Here is a 16,451-nt window from a genome sequence, read left to right as displayed (position 1 = left end):
TACTCCTCGTGCTTACCGGGGCAGCGCGGCGGCCTCCTTCGCCAGCGCCTCGATCCGGACGAAGTCACCCTCGGCCACGGCGTCCTTCGGTGTGAGCCAGGAACCGCCGACGCAACCCACGTTCGCCAGCGCGAGGTAGCCCGCCGCATTGTCCGCGGTGATTCCGCCCGTAGGGCAGAAGCGTAGTCCTGGTAGCGGACCGCCGATGGACTTCAGATAAGCGGTACCCCCCGCGGCCTCTGCGGGAAAGAACTTCAGGGTGTCCAGCCCGCGCTCGGCCAGCCGCATCGCCTCGGAAACAGTGGAGGCGCCCGGCAGGAACGGCAGCCCGGTGGCGAAGGCGGCGTCCAGCACGGCATCGGTGCAACCCGGGGTGACCAGGAAGCCCGCGCCGGCTTCGGCCGCGCGAGCGGCCTGCTCCGGTGTGGTGACGGTACCTGCGCCCACCACGATTCCCGGCACTTCCGCCGCCACCGCCGCGATGGCCTCGAGTGCGACCGGGGTGCGCAGGGTCAGTTCGATGACGCCGATACCGCCGGCGAGCAGTGCCTCGGCGATCGGTACCGCGTGGCGGACCTCGTCCACGACCACCACCGGCATCACCGGCGAAAGTTCGAGCAGTTCGGCGCTCGTGGTCATCCTCGCACCTCCGTCAGGTCGGTCCGCGCGGAGAAGTGGGCCGACGTCATCCCGCCGAACACACTCGCCCCCTGGTCGGCCGGGCCGACCGCCCGGCGCAGCGCGCCGAACAGTTCCCTGCCCGTTCCAGTCCATTCGCTTTCGTCGGGCGGGCCGTCGAGTAGTGGCCTTGCCGCCAGTTCGGTGGCCTCCACCGCGATTTCCAGCAGTCCGGCCTCGGCGTCCAGGGTGATCAGGTCGCCGTCCGCGACCCGCGCCAGCGGGCCGCCGGTCGCCGCTTCCGGGGTGACCTGGATGGCGGCGGGAACCTTGCCCGACGCGCCGGACATGCGGCCGTCGGTCAGCAGTGCGACGCGATGGCCGCGATCCATCAGCACGCCCAGCGCCGGGGTGAGTCCGTGCAGCTCGGGCATCCCGTTGGCCTGCGGACCCTGGTTGCGGATCACCACGACGACATCGCGATCCAACTCGCCCGCCCGGAAGGCGTCGTCGAACTGCTGCTGCGTGGTGAACACCCGCGCGGGCGCACGCACTGTCCGGTTCGCCTGCTCCACGGCCGACACCTTGATCACGGCCCTGCCGAGGTTGCCGGACACCATGCGCAGGCCGCCGTCCGGGGCGAACGGATTGTCCGCAGGCCGCAACACGTCCTCGTCCAGGCTGCGGGTCTCGACCTCGCGCCAGACGAGCTTGTCCCCGTCCAGCACCGGTTCGCTGCGGTAGTGGTGCAGGCCGGTTCCCGCCACCGTGCGCACGTCCGGGTGCAGCATCCCGGCATCGAGCAGGGTGCCGACCAGGAACTGCACACCACCCGCCGCGTGGAAGTGGTTGATGTCCGCGCTGCCGTTCGGATACACCTTGGCGAGCAGTGGCACGACGGCCGAGAGGTCGGCGAAGTCGTCCCACGTCAGCTGGATTCCGGCTGCCGCGGCGATCGCGACGAGGTGCAGCGTGTGGTTCGTGGAACCACCGGTCGCGAGCAGCGCGACCAGGCCGTTGACCACGGCGCGCTCGTCGATCACCTCGCCGATCGGGGTGTACTGCTCACCCCTGGACAGCTCCACGATGCGCCGCCCGGCCTCCTCGGTGAGCGCCTTGCGCATCGGCGTGCCCGGGTGGACGAAGCTGGCGCCCGGCAGGTGCAGGCCCATCACCTCGACCACGAGCTGGTTGGAGTTCGCGGTGCCGTAGAAGGTGCAGGTCCCCGCCGAGTGGTACGAGGCCGACTCCGCGTCCAGCAGATCCTCCCGCGTGGCCTTGCCCTCGGCGAAGAGCTGGCGGATCCGCGCCTTCTCCTTGTTCGGCAGCCCCGAGCTCATCGGTCCCGCGGGCACGAGGATCGCGGGCAGGTGCCCGAAGGCGAGCGCACCGATCAACAGGCCCGGCACGATCTTGTCGCATACACCGAGCAGCAGCGCACCATCGAACATCTCGTGCGAGAGCGCCACGCCGGTCGCCATGGCGATCACCTCGCGGCTGAACAGCGACAGCTCCATGCCCGCCCGGCCCTGGGTGATGCCGTCGCACATGGCGGGAACGCCGCCCGCGAACTGGGCGACCCCGCCCGCCTCGCGGGTCGCGGGCTTGATCCATTCGGGGAATTCCCGCAACGGCTGGTGCGCCGAGAGCAGGTCGTTGTAGGCGGAGATGATGGCGATGCCCGGCTTGCGCAGCCCCCGGATGGCGAGCCGGTCGGAGCCTTCGCAGGCGGCGAAACCGTGTGCGAGGTTGCTGCAGGCCATCCCGGCACGGGCAGGGCCCTCGGCGGCCGCGGAATGGACCCGGCCGAGGTAGGCGCTACGAGTGTGGGCGCTGCGGGCGACGATCCGCGCGGTCACTTCGGCGACGGTGGGGTGGACGTCAGGGTCAGTGCGGGTAACGCTCATACGGCCTCTCCGGTCGGATCAGGAGGTGGTGGCCCGGCGTACGGCGGCACTGACGTCGCGCGGTCGTGACTCCGGACACAGTACATCGAGACCCCGGCCTTATCAAAATCGATCAAGAAGATCATTCGGAGTGACCCCGATCACGGCCGAAACGCAGGGTGTGCTACTTGTCACACTGCACACGGCAAGGCAGAGTCGGCGGTGACGCGGTGCCGAGGCCGCCACCGCCCGACTCGGCGCAGCCGAACGAACTGACTCGGAGGTATCCGATGACCACCAGCGAAATGTCCGAACTTCGGCGCACGATCGGCCAGTTGCGGCAGTGCGTGGGCGCGCTGCGGGCCAGGTATGGCGAGGCGCCGGGGGTCCGGCGACTGGTCAACGACGTGGAGCGGCTGGACATCGACGCGGGCGAACTGGACCAGACGCCGCCGGTGCCCGCCCAGCACACGCCACAAGACCGCACGAACGTCGTGGTGGTGCCGGACACGCCGTACGACCCCGCGCTCTGGCAGGGCGCAGATGACGAGGGTGTCGGCGGCTACCAGCGTCACCAGCGGTGAGCCGCCCGGCTAGCAGCGTGGCCAGCCGGACAGCGGCCGGTGTCGGCGGCCCGAACAGGGCCCGCATCGGCGCTCGGACCCTGCGCACCGACCGATGGTGGCTGCCCCCGCTGCTCACGACGCTCGGGCTGGCGACCTTCGTCATCTACGCCACGATCCGATCCTTCATGCGCGAGTCCTACTGGGTCGCCGAACACCACTACCTGACGCCCTTCTACTCGCCGTGCCTGAGTGACTCCTGCGTCCCGGGCTCGAGCCATTTCGGCACGCCGTTCGGCGAACTTCCCGGGTTCATCCCGCTCGGCTTCCTCGTGCTGCCGTTCCTGCTCGGCTTCCGGCTCACCTGCTACTACTACCGCAAGGCCTACTACCGCTCGGTGTGGTTGTCGCCGCCCGCGTGCGCTGTGGCGGAGCCGCATTCGCGCTACACCGGGGAGACCAGGCTGCCGCTGATCATCCAGAACGCGCACCGCTACTTCTTCTACGTGGCGCTGGTGATCACCCTGATCAACACCTACGACGCGATCCTCGCGTTCGGTGGCGAAGCCGGCTTCGGCGTCGGGCTGGGCAATATCGTCCTGCTCGCCAACGTCGTCCTGCTGTGGTGCTACACCCTGTCCTGTCACTCGTGCAGGCACGCGGTCGGCGGCAGGCTCAAGCATTTCTCGAAACATCCGGTGCGGTACTGGATGTGGACGCAGGTCACGAAAATCAACGACCGGCACATGATGTTCGCCTGGATCACCCTCGGGACGCTGGTGCTCACGGACCTCTACGTGTGGCTCGTCGCCAGTGGCACGATCACCGATCTGCGCTTCATCAACTGACGCCGGCCGGCCCTTCCCTGATCGCTCGTCTTCAACCCGACTCAATCAACGAAGTCTTCGAGGTGGCAATTCATGACCGAGGTCGAACGGCACGGCTACGACGTCGTGGTGATCGGTGCCGGCGGCGCGGGCCTACGAGCGGTGATCGAGGCACGTCAGCGTGGCCTCAGCGTCGCCGTCGTCTGCAAATCCCTGTTCGGCAAGGCGCATACGGTGATGGCCGAGGGTGGGTGCGCTGCCTCGATGGGCAACGTGAACTCCGGCGACAACTGGCAGGTGCATTTCCGCGACACCATGCGGGGCGGCAAGTTCCTGAACAACTGGCGGATGGCCGAGCTGCATGCCAAAGAAGCGCCGGACCGGGTCTGGGAGCTGGAGACCTACGGCGCGCTGTTCGACCGTACCGAGGACGGCCGGATCAGCCAGCGCAACTTCGGCGGGCACACCTATCCCCGGCTCGCGCACGTCGGCGACCGCACGGGCCTCGAACTGATCCGCACGATGCAGCAGAAGATCGTGTCGCTGCAGCAGGAGGACTTCGCCGAACACGGTGACTACGAGGCGAAGATCAAGGTCTTCGCCGAGTGCACGATCACCGAGCTGATCACCGAAGAAGGCCGGATCGCCGGTGCGTTCGGGTACTGGCGGGAGACGGGGCGGTTCATCCTCTTCGAGGCACCTGCCGTCGTGCTCGCGACTGGCGGAATTGGCAAGTCGTTCAAGGTGACCTCGAACTCCTGGGAGTACACGGGGGACGGACACGCGCTGGCACTGCGGGCGGACGCGAAGCTGATCAACATGGAGTTCGTCCAGTTCCATCCCACCGGCATGGTGTGGCCGCCGAGTGTCAAGGGAATCCTGGTCACCGAGGGCGTGCGCGGTGACGGGGGAGTGTTGAAGAACTCCGAGGAATCCCGGTTCATGTTCGACTACGTCCCGGATGTCTTCAAAGGACAGTACGCCGACAGCGAGGAGGAGGCCGATCGCTGGTACACCGACGCGGACAACAACCGGCGCACACCGGACCTGCTTCCGCGTGACGAGGTGGCCAGGGCGATCAACTCCGAGGTCAAGGAGGGCCGGGGATCGCCACACGGTGGCGTGTTCCTGGACATCGCTAGCCGGCTGCCCGCCGAGGAGATCAAGCGCAAGCTGCCGTCGATGTACCACCAGTTCAAGGAACTGGCCGATGTGGACATCACGAAGGAGGCGATGGAGGTCGGTCCCACCTGCCACTACGTGATGGGTGGTATCGAGGTCGACCCGGACACGGCTTCGTCGAGTGTGCCAGGCCTGTTCGCCGCTGGTGAGTGCTCGGGCGGGATGCACGGGTCCAACAGACTCGGCGGGAACTCCCTGTCCGACCTGCTCGTGTTCGGCCGCAGGGCCGGTCTCGGCGCCTCGTCCTATGTGGAGTCTTTGACCGATCGGCCCGCCGTGGCGGGTGCCGCGGTGGACTCGGCAGCCAAGCTGGCGCTGTCCCCGTTCGATCCGCCGGAGGAAGGGATCGAGGAGAATCCCTACACGTTGCAGGTGGAGCTGCAGCAGGCGATGAACGACCTGGTCGGCATCATCCGCAAGGCGGAGGAGATCGAGCAGGCACTCGGCAAGATCGGCGAGATCAAGAAGCGGATCCGCAACGTCACCGTCGAGGGACACCGGCAGTTCAATCCCGGCTGGCACCTGGCGGTGGACCTGCGCAATATGGTGATGGTCAGCGAGTGCGTGGCCAAGGCGGCGCTGAAACGAACGGAGAGCCGCGGCGGGCACACCCGCGACGACTACCCGCAGCTGGACGCCGAGTGGCGCAACAAGCTGCTGGTGTGTTCGGTCAGTGACACCGACAGCGATTCGGCCGTTCCGGCGATCACGGTCGCCGTGCAGGAGCAGTTGCCGATGCGTCAGGACCTGGTCGAGCTCTTCGAACTCGAGGAGCTGGAGAAGTACTACACCGGCGGCGAACTCAGCGGGCACCCCGCGCGGAAGGAGGCCTGAGATGACCTACAAGGCGAACTTCCGCGTCTGGCGCGGCGACGCGGAGTCCGGCGAACTGCAGGACTACACGGTCGAGGTGAACGAGGGGGAGGTCGTCCTGGACATCCTCCACCGCCTGCAGGCCACCCAGTGTTCCGACCTCGCGGTGCGCTGGAACTGCAAGGCGGGCAAATGCGGTTCCTGCTCGGCGGAGGTCAACGGCAGGCCGAAGCTGCTGTGCATGACCAGGATGTCCACGTTCACCGAGGACGAGGTCATCACGGTGACCCCCATGCGGACGTTCCCGGTGATCCGCGACCTGGTCTGCGACGTGTCGTTCAACTACCAGAAGGCCCGCGAGATCCCGTCCTTCACGCCACCGAAGGATCTCGCCCCCGGCGAGTACCGGATGAAGCAGGTGGACGTCGAGCGCTCGCAGGAGTTCCGCAAGTGCATCGAGTGCTTCCTCTGTCAGGACACGTGCCATGTGATCCGCGACCACGAGGAGAACAAGGAGGCCTTCGCGGGGCCGAGGTACCTGATGCGGATCGCGGAGCTGGAGATGCACCCGCTGGACGTCGCGGACCGCCGCGACGCCGCTCAGGCCGAACACGGGCTCGGCTACTGCAACATCACCAAGTGCTGTTCCGACGTGTGCCCGGAGAACATCCACATCACCGACAACGCCCTCATCCCGATGAAGGAGCGCGTGGCGGACAAGCGCTACGACCCGATCGTCTGGCTGGGCAACAAACTGTTCAAGCGGGGATAGCAGCCCGTACGACAGCGGCGCCCGCCTAAGTAGGTGGGCGCCGCTGTCGGCTCAGCTTCGGCTCACTCCAGCGGCTCGTGCACGCGCACGACCTCTTCCGTCGTCCGGGCGACCTCGGGGTCACCCTTCTTGTTCCGGCGGTTGCGGCTTTCGAGGTACTTCGCGACACCGGCCAGCGCGAGGCACATCGTGATGTACATGGCGGCCACGACGATCGTTATCGGCACCAGGGGGCGGCCGAACTCGACGATGCCGCCGAGGTAGCGGGCGTACCGCAGCAGTTCCTCGTACGTGATCAGGAAGCCGAGGGCCGTGTCCTTGAGCAGCACCACCAGCTGACTGATGATCGCGGGCAACATGGCCCGCAATGCCTGCGGCAGCAACACCAGTTGCATGACCTGGGTCTTGCGCATCCCTACCGCGTACGCGGCCTCGCTCTGCCCCTTTGGCAGTGAAAGTACGCCAGCGCGGAAGACCTCGGCCAGCACCGAGCCGTTGTAGAGGGTGAGCCCGAGAACGACGGAGTAGAACGGGGCACCGAGGCTGATTCCGAAGTGGAAGAAGAAGATCATCACCACGAGCGGCACGGCGCGGAAGAACTCGACGATGGCGATCGACGGAACCCGGAATATCGCGTGGTCCGACAACCTGCCTGCCGCGAAGATCGCGCCGAATACGAGCGCCAGCACCGATCCGACCGCGAAGGCCTTCAGGGTGTTGCCGAGGGCTGCCAGCAGTTCGAGTTGAACTTGCTCGTACTGGATCCAGCTCCACATGTCGGCTTCGAACTGGCCTTCGGAAGCGAACTGGTAGACCACGAACGCAATGAATCCGGCGACGGCGACAACACCGAGCACCGCGTATCCCCGGTGGCGCAGACGCGCTTTCGGCCCGGGGACGTCGAACAGGACAGAACTCATCGGGCGACGCTCCATCGGTTCTCGAGGCTGCGCTGCAACAGTGTCATGGGAATAACCAGGATCACGAAACCGAGAGCGACCCAGAGCAGCCCGACCATCACGCTGTATCCGCGCTCGGACAGGTAGTTCTGGATTGCGCCGGCCTCGACCACGGAGAATCCTGCGGCCACGGTCGTGTTCTTCAACAGCGCGATCATCGTGCTCATCATCGGCGGAACGACCGAACGGCCCGCCTGCGGGAGAACGATGCTGCCAAGGATCTGTCCGAAGGTCAGGCCTACCGCACGCCCCGCCTCTGCTTGCCCTACTGGCACGGTGTTGATGCCGGAGCGCACCACTTCACAGACGAAGGCCGTCGTGTACAGCGTCAGGGCGACGACCGCCGAGGTGAAGAACGAGATGTCGACGATGTCCAGCAGCGGAAAAGCGAACGCGAAGAAGAAGAAAATCAGTGTCAATGGTGTGTTGCGGAACAGCACGACGTATGTGGTGCCCGCAGCCCTGAGGATCGGCACGGGGCTCACCCGAAGCATCGCCAGAATCGTGCCCAGCACCAGAGAGCCGAACGCAGAAATGAGAAACAGCTTGATGGTGTTGAGGAACCCGGGACCGTAGAGGTCAAGGTTGTCGAGTAGGACGTCCATCGTTTTCCTTGGAGTGTGCTTGTGAGCGCCCGGCCGCGGTCATAGCGACAGGGCGCGGACGGGCGCCACGTGCTCTCGTCGGCGACGGGTGGTGCGGTACGGCGCGGCCGGCGGCAGCATGAGATGCCACCGCCGGCCGCGCGATATGTCAGTACCGTTCGATGGCCGGCTTCTCGGCGGTCGATCCCGACTTGCCAAGTGTGGCGTCGTAGATCTTCTGCCAGGCGCCGCCCTCTTCGAGGGATGCTTCCAGAGCGTCGTTCACCTTGTCGCGCAGGACCTTGTCGTCCTTCGGCAGTCCGATACCGTACGGCTCCTCGGAGAACGTGTCACCCACGACCTTGAACTTGTCCGGCTCCTGCGCGGCGTAGCCCTTCAGGATCGCGTCGTCAGTGGTGACAGCGTCTACCTGGCCTTGGGCGAGCTGGTTGACGCACTGCGAGTAAGTCTGCAGTTCGACGATCTGGTCGGTCATGCCCTGATCGCGCACGTTCTGGATCGGCGTGGAACCACTCACCGAGCAGACCTTCTTGCCCTTCAGGTCGTCCTTGCCGTTGATGTCGGTGTTGTCCTTCTGCACGAGAAGGCCCTGACCGGCGACGAAGTACGGGCCCGCGAAGGAGACCTGCTGCTTACGCTTGTCATTGATCGTGTAGGTGCCGACGTAGTAGTGGACGTCACCGTTGATCAGTGCCTGCTCGCGTCCCGCGGACGGAACCGCCTTGAATTCGATCGACTCCGGCTCGAAGCCGAGGTTCGCCGCGACGTACCTGGCGATCTCGATGTCAAATCCGCTGTACTTGCCAGTGGTCGGGTCCTTGTAGCCAAGTCCGGGCTGGTCTTCCTTCACACCGACGATCGGGTGGCCCACGCTCTTCATTTTGTCGAAGGTCGGGGAGCCTTCCAGCTTGACGTCCTTGGCGACCTCGTACGTCGGCATCTCGGGGGCGGCACTGCCGTTGCCTTCCCCGCTACCGGAGTCGGTGGGAGCGCCTTCCTTGCCGCAAGCGGACAACGCGAGCCCGCTGATCAGCAGGCCTACGGCGAGGGTGCGAAACCTCATGAGTTCCTCTCCTGACTTATTTCATCGGTGCGACGCAGCGGCGTCGCATTCTGGAGCTAGTGCGTCAGAATCTTGCCGAGGAAGTCCTTCGCCCGATCCGACCTCGGGTTGGTGAAGAAGTCGTTGGGGGTTGAGTCCTCGACGATCTCACCATCGGACATGAACACCACCCGGTGTGCTGCTTTACGCGCGAATCCCATCTCATGGGTGACAACCAGCATCGTCATCCCGTCCTTGGCGAGGCCGACCATCGTGTCCAGGACCTCCTGGACCATCTCGGGGTCGAGCGCGGAGGTCGGTTCGTCGAACAGCATCACCTTGGGCTGCATGGCCAGCGCCCGCGCGATGGCGACCCGCTGTTGCTGGCCGCCGGAGAGCTGAGCCGGGTACTTGCCGGCCTGGTCGGTGATGCCGACCCGGTCGAGCAGTTCCATCGCGGTCTTGCGGGCCTCGGCCGCGGACGCCTTGCGGACCTTCTGCGGGGCCAGCGTGACGTTCTCCAGGATCGTCTTGTGCGCGAAGAGGTTGAACTGCTGGAAGACCATGCCGACGTCGGCGCGCAAAGCGGCGAGCGCCTTGCCCTCGGCCGGCAGCGGGGTTCCGTCGATGGCGATCTCGCCGGAGTTGATCGGCTCCAGCCGGTTGATCGCCCTGCAGAGCGTCGACTTCCCGGACCCCGACGGGCCGAGCACCACGACGACCTGTCCTCTCGGGACTTCGAAGTTGATTTCCTTCAGCACATGCAGATCGCCGAAGTACTTGTTCACGGCCTCCGCCTTGATCATCGGCGGCGCGGGCGTCGCAGCGGTCATCGGGCCTCCATCGCTGGCGGTCTGCTCGGTACCTGGCTCTACGGGCAACAACGGGATCTAACACCGAAGCGGCCCATAAGTGACACTGTTTGGGTCAAAACGCAACTTAGGTGCACGTGACCAGCCTCCATTCAGGTGATCGCGCGAACCGTGGCCGAGACTCTAGTGACCCTCCGCGCACACTGCCCGGGTAGGTCCCGCTAGCCCGCGTCGCGGGTGTCCCGACCCCTCGGCCTACCCTGGTGGTCTCAGCATTGCAACCGCACGCGACCAGGAGTTTGGGTGACCCGGAGCTACCAGATCCGCACCTTTGGCTGCCAGATGAACGTCCACGATTCGGAGCGGCTCGCGGGGCAGCTGGAGGACGCGGGCTACGTCGCCGCGGCCCCGGAGGCCACGCCGGACGTCGTCGTGTTCAACACCTGCGCGGTCCGGGAGAACGCGGACAACAAGCTGTACGGCAATCTGGGGCAACTGCGACCCACCAAACAGGCTAATCCCGGCATGCAGATCGCCGTAGGTGGATGCCTGGCGCAGAAGGATCGTGGCGAGATCGTTAACCGGGCGCCCTGGGTGGACGTCGTGTTCGGCACCCACAACATCGGCTCGCTGCCGACGCTGCTCGATCGCGCGCGGCACAACGCGGAGGCCGAGGTCGAGATCCTCGAGTCGCTGGAGACCTTCCCCTCGACCCTGCCCGCGCGCAGGGACTCCGCCTACTCGGGCTGGGTCTCCATCTCGGTCGGCTGCAACAACACCTGCACGTTCTGCATCGTTCCGTCACTGCGTGGCAAGGAGCGCGACCGCAGGCCAGGAGAGATCCTGGCCGAGGTGCAGGCGCTGGTCGACGAGGGCGTGCTGGAAGTGACCCTGCTGGGGCAGAACGTGAACTCCTACGGCGTGGAGTTCGGCGAGCGCGATGCGTTCTCGCAGCTGTTGCGCTCCTGTGGCTCGATCGAGGGGCTGGAGCGGGTGCGGTTCACCTCGCCTCATCCCGCCGCGTTCACCGACGACGTAATCGACGCCATGGCCGAGACCCCCAACGTGTGCCACCAGCTGCACATGCCCCTGCAGTCCGGCTCCGACCGGGTCCTCAAGGAGATGCGGCGCTCGTACCGGTCGGCCCGTTTCCTCGGCATCCTGGACAAGGTCCGCGCGGTGATGCCGGATGCCGCCATCACCACCGACATCATCGTCGGGTTCCCCGGCGAGACGGAGGAGGATTTCCAGGCGACCCTCGACGTCGTCCGGCAGGCCCGCTTCTCCAGCGCGTTCACCTTCCAGTACTCCAAGCGCCCCGGAACGCCCGCCGCCGAGATGGAGGGCCAGGTGCCGAAGGAGGTCGTGCAGGAGCGCTACGACCGGCTGGTCGAGCTGCAGAACGACGTCGCCTGGCAGGAGAACAAGAAGCTCGTGGGGCGCACGGTGGAGCTGCTTGTCGCCAGCGGTGAGGGTCGCAAGGACGCGGCGACGCACCGGATGAGCGGCCGGGCGCGCGACGGCAGGCTCGTGCATTTCACCCCGTCAGGCAAGGCAGTGGACCGGAGCGTGCGACCAGGCGACATCGTGGAAGCCGTCATCACCTACGGCGCACCGCACCACCTGGTCGCGGACGGCGACCTGCTTTCGCACCGCCGCACCCGCGCGGGCGACAACGCCGAGGCAGGGCTGCGGCCGAAGACCAACGGCGTCACGCTCGGACTGCCCGCGTTCGGTACGCCACCCGAGCAGCCCGCTGCCGTATCCGGCGGGTGTGGGCTGTGAGCGGGCAGGCCGGGCACGCTGATGGTGCCGAGGACGGCAGGAACGTGGACGAGCTCGCCGCCGATGTCGACGCGGTGGTCAGCAGGGCGGCACGAACCGTGGACCTGGGCAGGCGCGGGTTCGTGATCGCGGTGGCGATCTTCGCCCTCATCGTCGCGTTGCTCCTGCCCTGGGTCGGCGACGTCGCGGGCTGGCGCGTGCTGGCCGGTGACGGCGGTGCCATCCCCCGGCTGTTCGCCGCGACGTCCACCCTGATCGGCATCGTTGTCTCGGCGCTCGCTCTGGCCACCCAGCGATGGTGGCTGGCCTGGGTATGCGCGGTCGGTGGCTGGTTCGCCAGCGTCGACGGGGTGCTGGCCATCTGGTCCCAGCAGTCGACGCCGGCCACCGGCGTAGCAGGCGAAGGACCGGGAGCCGGAATGATCCTGGCCGTAGTCGCCACGGTGATCCTGGCGGGCAACTGGATGAGCGCCGCCTGGTCGCGCGGCTGATCCCTCCCGCCCGTGTGAGTTCCCCAATGTGGCATTGGGGTACTCCAACGTCCCCAATGCCACATTGGGGACATCCTGCCGAGCCTCCCCGTTAGGCCGTTCGGGTTAGCGCTCCGCGACGGCCTGCTCGGCCGCCTGCATCCATTCGCGCCACTGCGCCGCCTGCGCGTCGGCCTTCTTGGCGCGGCGCTCGTCGCCTGCCGCCCGTGCCTTCGCCGCCTGCGACTCGAACTGCTCCACCCGCTCGCGGAACTGCGCCGCCCTGGCCTGTGCCTCGGGGTCGGTGCGCCGCCACTTGGTGTCCTCAGCCGAGCGGATCCGGTCCTGCACGGCCTTCAGCCTGCCGTCGAGTTCGCGGATCCGCTCCCGCGGCACCTTGCCGATCTCGTCCCAGGCGTCCTGAATCTTGCGCAACTGAGCCTTCGCGGCGTCGAGGTTGGCGGCGGGGTCGATCTTGTCCGCCTCGGCGAGCAGTTCCTCCTTCCGCGCCGCGTTGCTCGCGAACTCCGCGTCCCGTTCGGAGAACACCGCGGACCTGCGGGCGAAGAACGCGTCCTGCGCCGCTCGGAAGCGCTGCCAGAGTGCGTCGTCGGCGTCCTTCGGGGCGCGCCCCGCCGCCTTCCACTCCGCCATCAGGTCCTTGTACCTGCCCGCTGTGGGACCCCAGTCCTCGGAATCGCTGAGGGCCTCGGCCTCGGCGATCAACTCCTCCTTGCGCGTCTTGGCCGCGGCCCGCTGCTTGTCCAGATCGGCGAAATGTGAACCCCGGCGGCGGTTGAACGCCTCCCGAGCCTTGGAGAACCGCTTCCACAGGTCGTCGTCGGTCTTGCGGTCGACGCCCTTGACGGTCTTCCACTCGTCCAGGATGGCCCGCAGACGGTCGCCCGCGGCCTTCCACTGGGTCGATTCCGCCGCGATCGTCTCGGCTTCCTCGGCCAGCGTCTGCTTTCGCGCGATCGCTGCCGTCCGAACCTGCTCTCGCTCCTCGCGCGCGGTCGCCAGCGCCCGCTCCGCGTGGGCGATCACTTCTTCGATCCGGGAGCGCAGCGCCTCCAGATCGCCGACGGCGGCCGTTTCGGCGAGTCCGTCCCGCAGCTGGGTGGCACTGCTCAGTGCGTGCTTGGGGTCACCAGCGCCGGAACGCAACCGGGTCTCCAGCAGTTCCACCTCGGTCCGCAGGTCGTCGAATCGTCGCGCGTAGTGCTGCAGCCCTTCTTCCGGCGTGCCCGCCTGCCAGACGCCGATAAGCCGCTCGCCGTCGGCGGTGCGGACGTAGACGTTGCCCTCTTCGTCGACGCGCCCCCACCGCCCTGGGTTCGACTCCGCATGGGGCACCGCGGGGGCGGCGTTCGCGGGGGCGTGCGCGTGGGGTACCGCGGTGGGCGTCGGGACGTCCGCGCCGTGGGATGTGCTGTGGTCGGCCATGGCCGGCTCCTTCTCGCCTGTCGGCCCGCCGGATCTGTCCTCCGGCGGGCGCCCCACCATCGGTGGGGCCGGGTCTAGCGGATGCTCGAGGTGGGGGCGTTCACCGCCGCGGCGGTGTCCGTCCCTCGCGGCATTCAAACAGGTCAGCGCCCCAGGTGGAACTCCATGCCTCGTTCGGGGCCCCTTCCGGTACGCGCGGTAACGTCGAGCAGTGTGATCGCGCGTGCCGTCGTGCTACCCCATCCTCCCCTGCTCGTGCCCGAGCTGGTGCCCGGTTCGGTCGAATCGACCGAGGCCGTGCGTTCGGCGTGTCTTGCCGCTGTTGGCGAACTCGCGGCGGTCACCGACCGGTGGTTCGCCATCGGTCCCGGCCCGCGTTCCCACGTCGTCGAGGCGCAGGTCAGGGGGTCGTATGCCGGTTACGGCGTCGACGTCGCGGTAGCGCTGTCGAAGGACGCGCGGGGTGAGCGGGCCGACCTGCCGCTTCCCGCGCTGACCGCGGGCTGGCTCCGGGAGCGCGCGGGTGCGGCCTCGGTGCGCGTCCGGCTGGTACCCCGGGAGACCGGCGAGATGGCGGACGCGGTCGCCGGGCTGGCCGAGCTGGACCGCGCGGAGGACAGCGTCGGACTGCTCGTCCTCGGGGACGGATCGAACCGCCACGGCGCTCGGTCCCCCGGCAGCCAGGACGACCGGGCACCCGCGTTCGACGACGCGGTCGCCGCCGCGCTGGGGGCGGCGGACACAGACGCGTTGCGGACCCTCGACCCCGAACTCGGCGCCGAACTCGGGGTGAGCGGCTTGGCGCCGTGGCGGGTGCTCGCGGCCTTCGCCGGAACGGACGGCTGGAGCGCGCGGATGTTGTACTCCGCGGCGCCGTTCGGGGTGCGCTACCACGTGGCCGTTTGGGAGCGCGAATGACGAACAGGCCCGCTGTCTCGGTCGCCGTTGTGGGACCCACGGCGACCGGCAAGACCGCACTCGCCGTCGAACTGGCGCTCGCACTCGGCGGTGAGGTGGTCAACGCGGACGCGATGCAGCTCTACCGCGGTATGGACATCGGCACCGCGAAGGCCACCTCGGAGGAACGGCGCGGGGTACCGCACCACCTGCTCGACGTGCTCGACGTGACCGAGGCCGCGTCGGTGGCCGCCTATCAGCGGGACGCGCGAGCGCGGATCGAGTCGTTGCTCGAGCGGGGGTGTTCGCCGGTGCTCGTCGGCGGGTCCGGGCTGTACGTGCAGGCCGTACTGGACGACCTGCGGTTCCCCGGGACCGACCAGGAGCTTCGGGCGAAGCTGGAGGCCGAGGCAGCGGCGCGAGGCGCCGAACCGTTGCACGCCCGGCTCGCCGAACGTGATCCGGTGGCCGCCGCGTCCATCCTGCCGTCCAACGTGCGCCGGATCGTGCGGGCACTGGAGGTCATCGAGATCACCGGACAGCCGTTCTCGGCCAACCTGCCCACACCCGGCGAGCCGCGCTACGGCACCGTCCTCGTCGGCGTCGACCGCGACGTCGGCGACCTCGACGAGCGGGTGGACCTGCGAGTGCGGCGGATGTTCGAGGCGGGACTGGTGGAGGAGGTGCGGGAGCTGGAGCGCAGGGGACTGCGCGAGGGCAGGACGGCGTCCCGCGCCCTCGGGTACCAGCAGGTGCTGACCGCCCTCGACGGTGACGGCGATCTGACCACCGCCGCGGCCGCCACGGCGCAGGCGACGCGGCGGTTTGTGCGCAAGCAACGTTCGTGGTTCCGGCGGGACACCCGGATCCGCTGGTTCGACGGTGCCGACCCCGGCCTGACCGAACGGGTGCTCGCCACGCTCACCCCGTAATCTGAAGCCATGGGTGGCATTGAGTTCCTCAAGGGGCACGGCACACAGAACGACTTCGTCCTGCTGCCGGATCCCGAGGGCAGGCTGGATCTGACCCCCGCCAGGGTGGCGGCACTGTGCGACCGCAGGCGCGGGCTCGGTGCCGACGGCGTGTTGCGAGTGGTTCGTACGGCGGCCGCCGGACTGGAGTCCACGGGGGACTGGTTCATGGACTACCGCAACGCCGACGGCTCGATCGCCGAGATGTGCGGCAACGGCGTACGGGTCTTCGCGCGCTACCTGGTTGACGCGGGACTGGTGGACGGGACGGAGTTCGTCATCGGCACCCGCGCGGGTGATCGGGGCGTGCGGGTGCATCCCGACAGTTCGGTGACCGTGCACATGGGGCCCGCCCGGATCGCGGGCAGCTCGGTCACCGCGGTGGCGGGCAGGGAGCTGTCCGGGGTGGCCGTGGACGTCGGCAACCCGCATCTGGTTTCGTTCGTCGATTCCGACGTCGCCGAACTCGATCTCGATACACAGCCTCCGTTCGACCGTGACGTCTTCCCGTCCGGGGTGAATCTGGAGTTCGTCAACAGGCTCGAGCCGGGCAGGTTGCGGATGCGGGTGCACGAGCGAGGCGTCGGGGAGACGCGCGCCTGCGGCACCGGCACCGTCGCCGTCGTGGCCGCCGCGTTGCACCTGGCGGGCACGGACACCGGTGAGTCGGTGGTGGACATTCCAGGCGGCAGGGTCACGGTCACCGTCGCTCCAGGGGAGTCGACACTGACCGGGCCATCGGAGATCGTGGCGCGAGGCGAGCTCGACGAGGCCTGGTGGTCCGCCGCGGGCCAAGGCTGACC

16 protein-coding genes are annotated in these 16,451 nt (G+C 67.8%); 9 read left to right on the top strand and 7 right to left on the bottom strand.

Annotated features, from left to right (window positions below; translation table 11 throughout):
- Positions 1 to 12: 12 nt before the first annotated feature.
- Complete coding sequence (eda, locus tag D0C15_RS07715; RefSeq protein WP_116042122.1) at positions 13 to 639, bottom strand: bifunctional 4-hydroxy-2-oxoglutarate aldolase/2-dehydro-3-deoxy-phosphogluconate aldolase; 627 nt, start codon at positions 637 to 639, stop codon at positions 13 to 15.
- Entirely contained in the window at positions 636 to 2,525 is a 1,890-nt protein-coding gene (gene edd / locus D0C15_RS07710; protein ID WP_116042119.1) for a phosphogluconate dehydratase, read from the bottom strand. Before edd ends, eda begins: the two co-directional genes overlap by 4 nt.
- 269 nt (positions 2,526 to 2,794) lie before the next feature.
- On the opposite strand from edd, the gene D0C15_RS07705 reads away from it, so the two are divergent.
- From D0C15_RS07705 to D0C15_RS07690, 4 genes are all read left to right on the top strand, one after another.
- Positions 2,795 to 3,088: a hypothetical protein gene (locus D0C15_RS07705; RefSeq protein ID WP_116042116.1), complete on the top strand. Its 294-nt coding sequence runs from the start codon at positions 2,795 to 2,797 to the stop codon at positions 3,086 to 3,088.
- Positions 3,085 to 3,915: a hypothetical protein gene (locus tag D0C15_RS07700; protein ID WP_116042114.1), complete on the top strand. Its 831-nt coding sequence runs from the start codon at positions 3,085 to 3,087 to the stop codon at positions 3,913 to 3,915. Before D0C15_RS07705 ends, D0C15_RS07700 begins: the two co-directional genes overlap by 4 nt.
- A gap of 72 nt (positions 3,916 to 3,987) precedes the next feature.
- Positions 3,988 to 5,910: a fumarate reductase/succinate dehydrogenase flavoprotein subunit gene (locus D0C15_RS07695; RefSeq protein WP_116042104.1), complete on the top strand. Its 1,923-nt coding sequence runs from the start codon at positions 3,988 to 3,990 to the stop codon at positions 5,908 to 5,910.
- 1 nt (position 5,911) lies between these two features.
- A complete protein-coding gene (locus tag D0C15_RS07690; RefSeq protein ID WP_116042101.1) occupies positions 5,912 to 6,661 on the top strand; it encodes a succinate dehydrogenase/fumarate reductase iron-sulfur subunit in 750 nt (249 codons plus the stop codon).
- Between the two features lie 62 nt (positions 6,662 to 6,723).
- Here D0C15_RS07690 and D0C15_RS07685 read toward each other — a convergent pair whose 3' ends face one another.
- The 4 genes from D0C15_RS07685 to D0C15_RS07670 form a co-directional block, all read right to left on the bottom strand.
- Positions 6,724 to 7,581: an amino acid ABC transporter permease gene (locus D0C15_RS07685; protein ID WP_116042099.1), complete on the bottom strand. Its 858-nt coding sequence runs from the start codon at positions 7,579 to 7,581 to the stop codon at positions 6,724 to 6,726.
- Positions 7,578 to 8,225, bottom strand: coding sequence for an amino acid ABC transporter permease (locus tag D0C15_RS07680; RefSeq protein WP_116042096.1), 648 nt, complete (start codon positions 8,223 to 8,225; stop codon positions 7,578 to 7,580). The genes D0C15_RS07685 and D0C15_RS07680 overlap by 4 nt, the downstream gene beginning before the upstream one ends.
- Positions 8,226 to 8,373: 148 nt before the next feature.
- Complete coding sequence (locus D0C15_RS07675; protein WP_116042093.1) at positions 8,374 to 9,288, bottom strand: glutamate ABC transporter substrate-binding protein; 915 nt, start codon at positions 9,286 to 9,288, stop codon at positions 8,374 to 8,376.
- Positions 9,289 to 9,344: 56 nt separating this feature from the next.
- Positions 9,345 to 10,073 carry an amino acid ABC transporter ATP-binding protein gene (locus tag D0C15_RS07670; RefSeq protein WP_211323120.1) on the bottom strand — a complete coding sequence of 243 codons (729 nt, stop codon included), beginning with the start codon at positions 10,071 to 10,073 and terminating at the stop codon, positions 9,345 to 9,347.
- A gap of 309 nt (positions 10,074 to 10,382) precedes the next feature.
- Here D0C15_RS07670 and miaB point away from each other — a divergent pair, with 309 nt between their 5' ends.
- Together miaB and D0C15_RS07660 are read left to right on the top strand one after the other, a co-directional pair.
- Entirely contained in the window at positions 10,383 to 11,864 is a 1,482-nt protein-coding gene (miaB, locus tag D0C15_RS07665) for a tRNA (N6-isopentenyl adenosine(37)-C2)-methylthiotransferase MiaB (protein WP_116042088.1), read from the top strand.
- Entirely contained in the window at positions 11,861 to 12,355 is a 495-nt protein-coding gene (locus tag D0C15_RS07660; protein WP_245975624.1) for an Rv2732c family membrane protein, read from the top strand. The genes miaB and D0C15_RS07660 overlap by 4 nt, the downstream gene beginning before the upstream one ends.
- A gap of 105 nt (positions 12,356 to 12,460) precedes the next feature.
- Here D0C15_RS07660 and D0C15_RS07655 read toward each other — a convergent pair whose 3' ends face one another.
- Complete coding sequence (locus D0C15_RS07655) at positions 12,461 to 13,780, bottom strand: DUF349 domain-containing protein (RefSeq protein WP_116042085.1); 1,320 nt, start codon at positions 13,778 to 13,780, stop codon at positions 12,461 to 12,463.
- 213 nt (positions 13,781 to 13,993) lie between these two features.
- Here D0C15_RS07655 and D0C15_RS07650 point away from each other — a divergent pair, with 213 nt between their 5' ends.
- The 3 genes from D0C15_RS07650 to dapF are packed head-to-tail and all read left to right on the top strand — an operon-like array spanning position 13,994 to position 16,449.
- Positions 13,994 to 14,698, top strand: coding sequence for a class III extradiol ring-cleavage dioxygenase family protein (locus D0C15_RS07650; protein ID WP_116042082.1), 705 nt, complete (start codon positions 13,994 to 13,996; stop codon positions 14,696 to 14,698).
- The gene (miaA, locus tag D0C15_RS07645; protein WP_116042079.1) at positions 14,695 to 15,609 is read left to right on the top strand and encodes a tRNA (adenosine(37)-N6)-dimethylallyltransferase MiaA; all 915 of its coding nucleotides are present in this window, start codon (positions 14,695 to 14,697) and stop codon (positions 15,607 to 15,609) included. The genes D0C15_RS07650 and miaA overlap by 4 nt, the downstream gene beginning before the upstream one ends.
- A gap of 9 nt (positions 15,610 to 15,618) precedes the next feature.
- Entirely contained in the window at positions 15,619 to 16,449 is an 831-nt protein-coding gene (gene dapF / locus D0C15_RS07640; RefSeq protein ID WP_116042077.1) for a diaminopimelate epimerase, read from the top strand.
- The last annotated feature ends 2 nt before the right edge of the window (positions 16,450 to 16,451 follow it).

Source organism: Amycolatopsis palatopharyngis (assembly GCF_003385185.1).
GTDB lineage: Bacteria > Actinomycetota > Actinomycetes > Mycobacteriales > Pseudonocardiaceae > Amycolatopsis > Amycolatopsis palatopharyngis.
The sequence above is the reverse complement of the archived record's forward strand: the minus strand, read 5'-3'. Positions and strand labels throughout refer to the sequence as shown.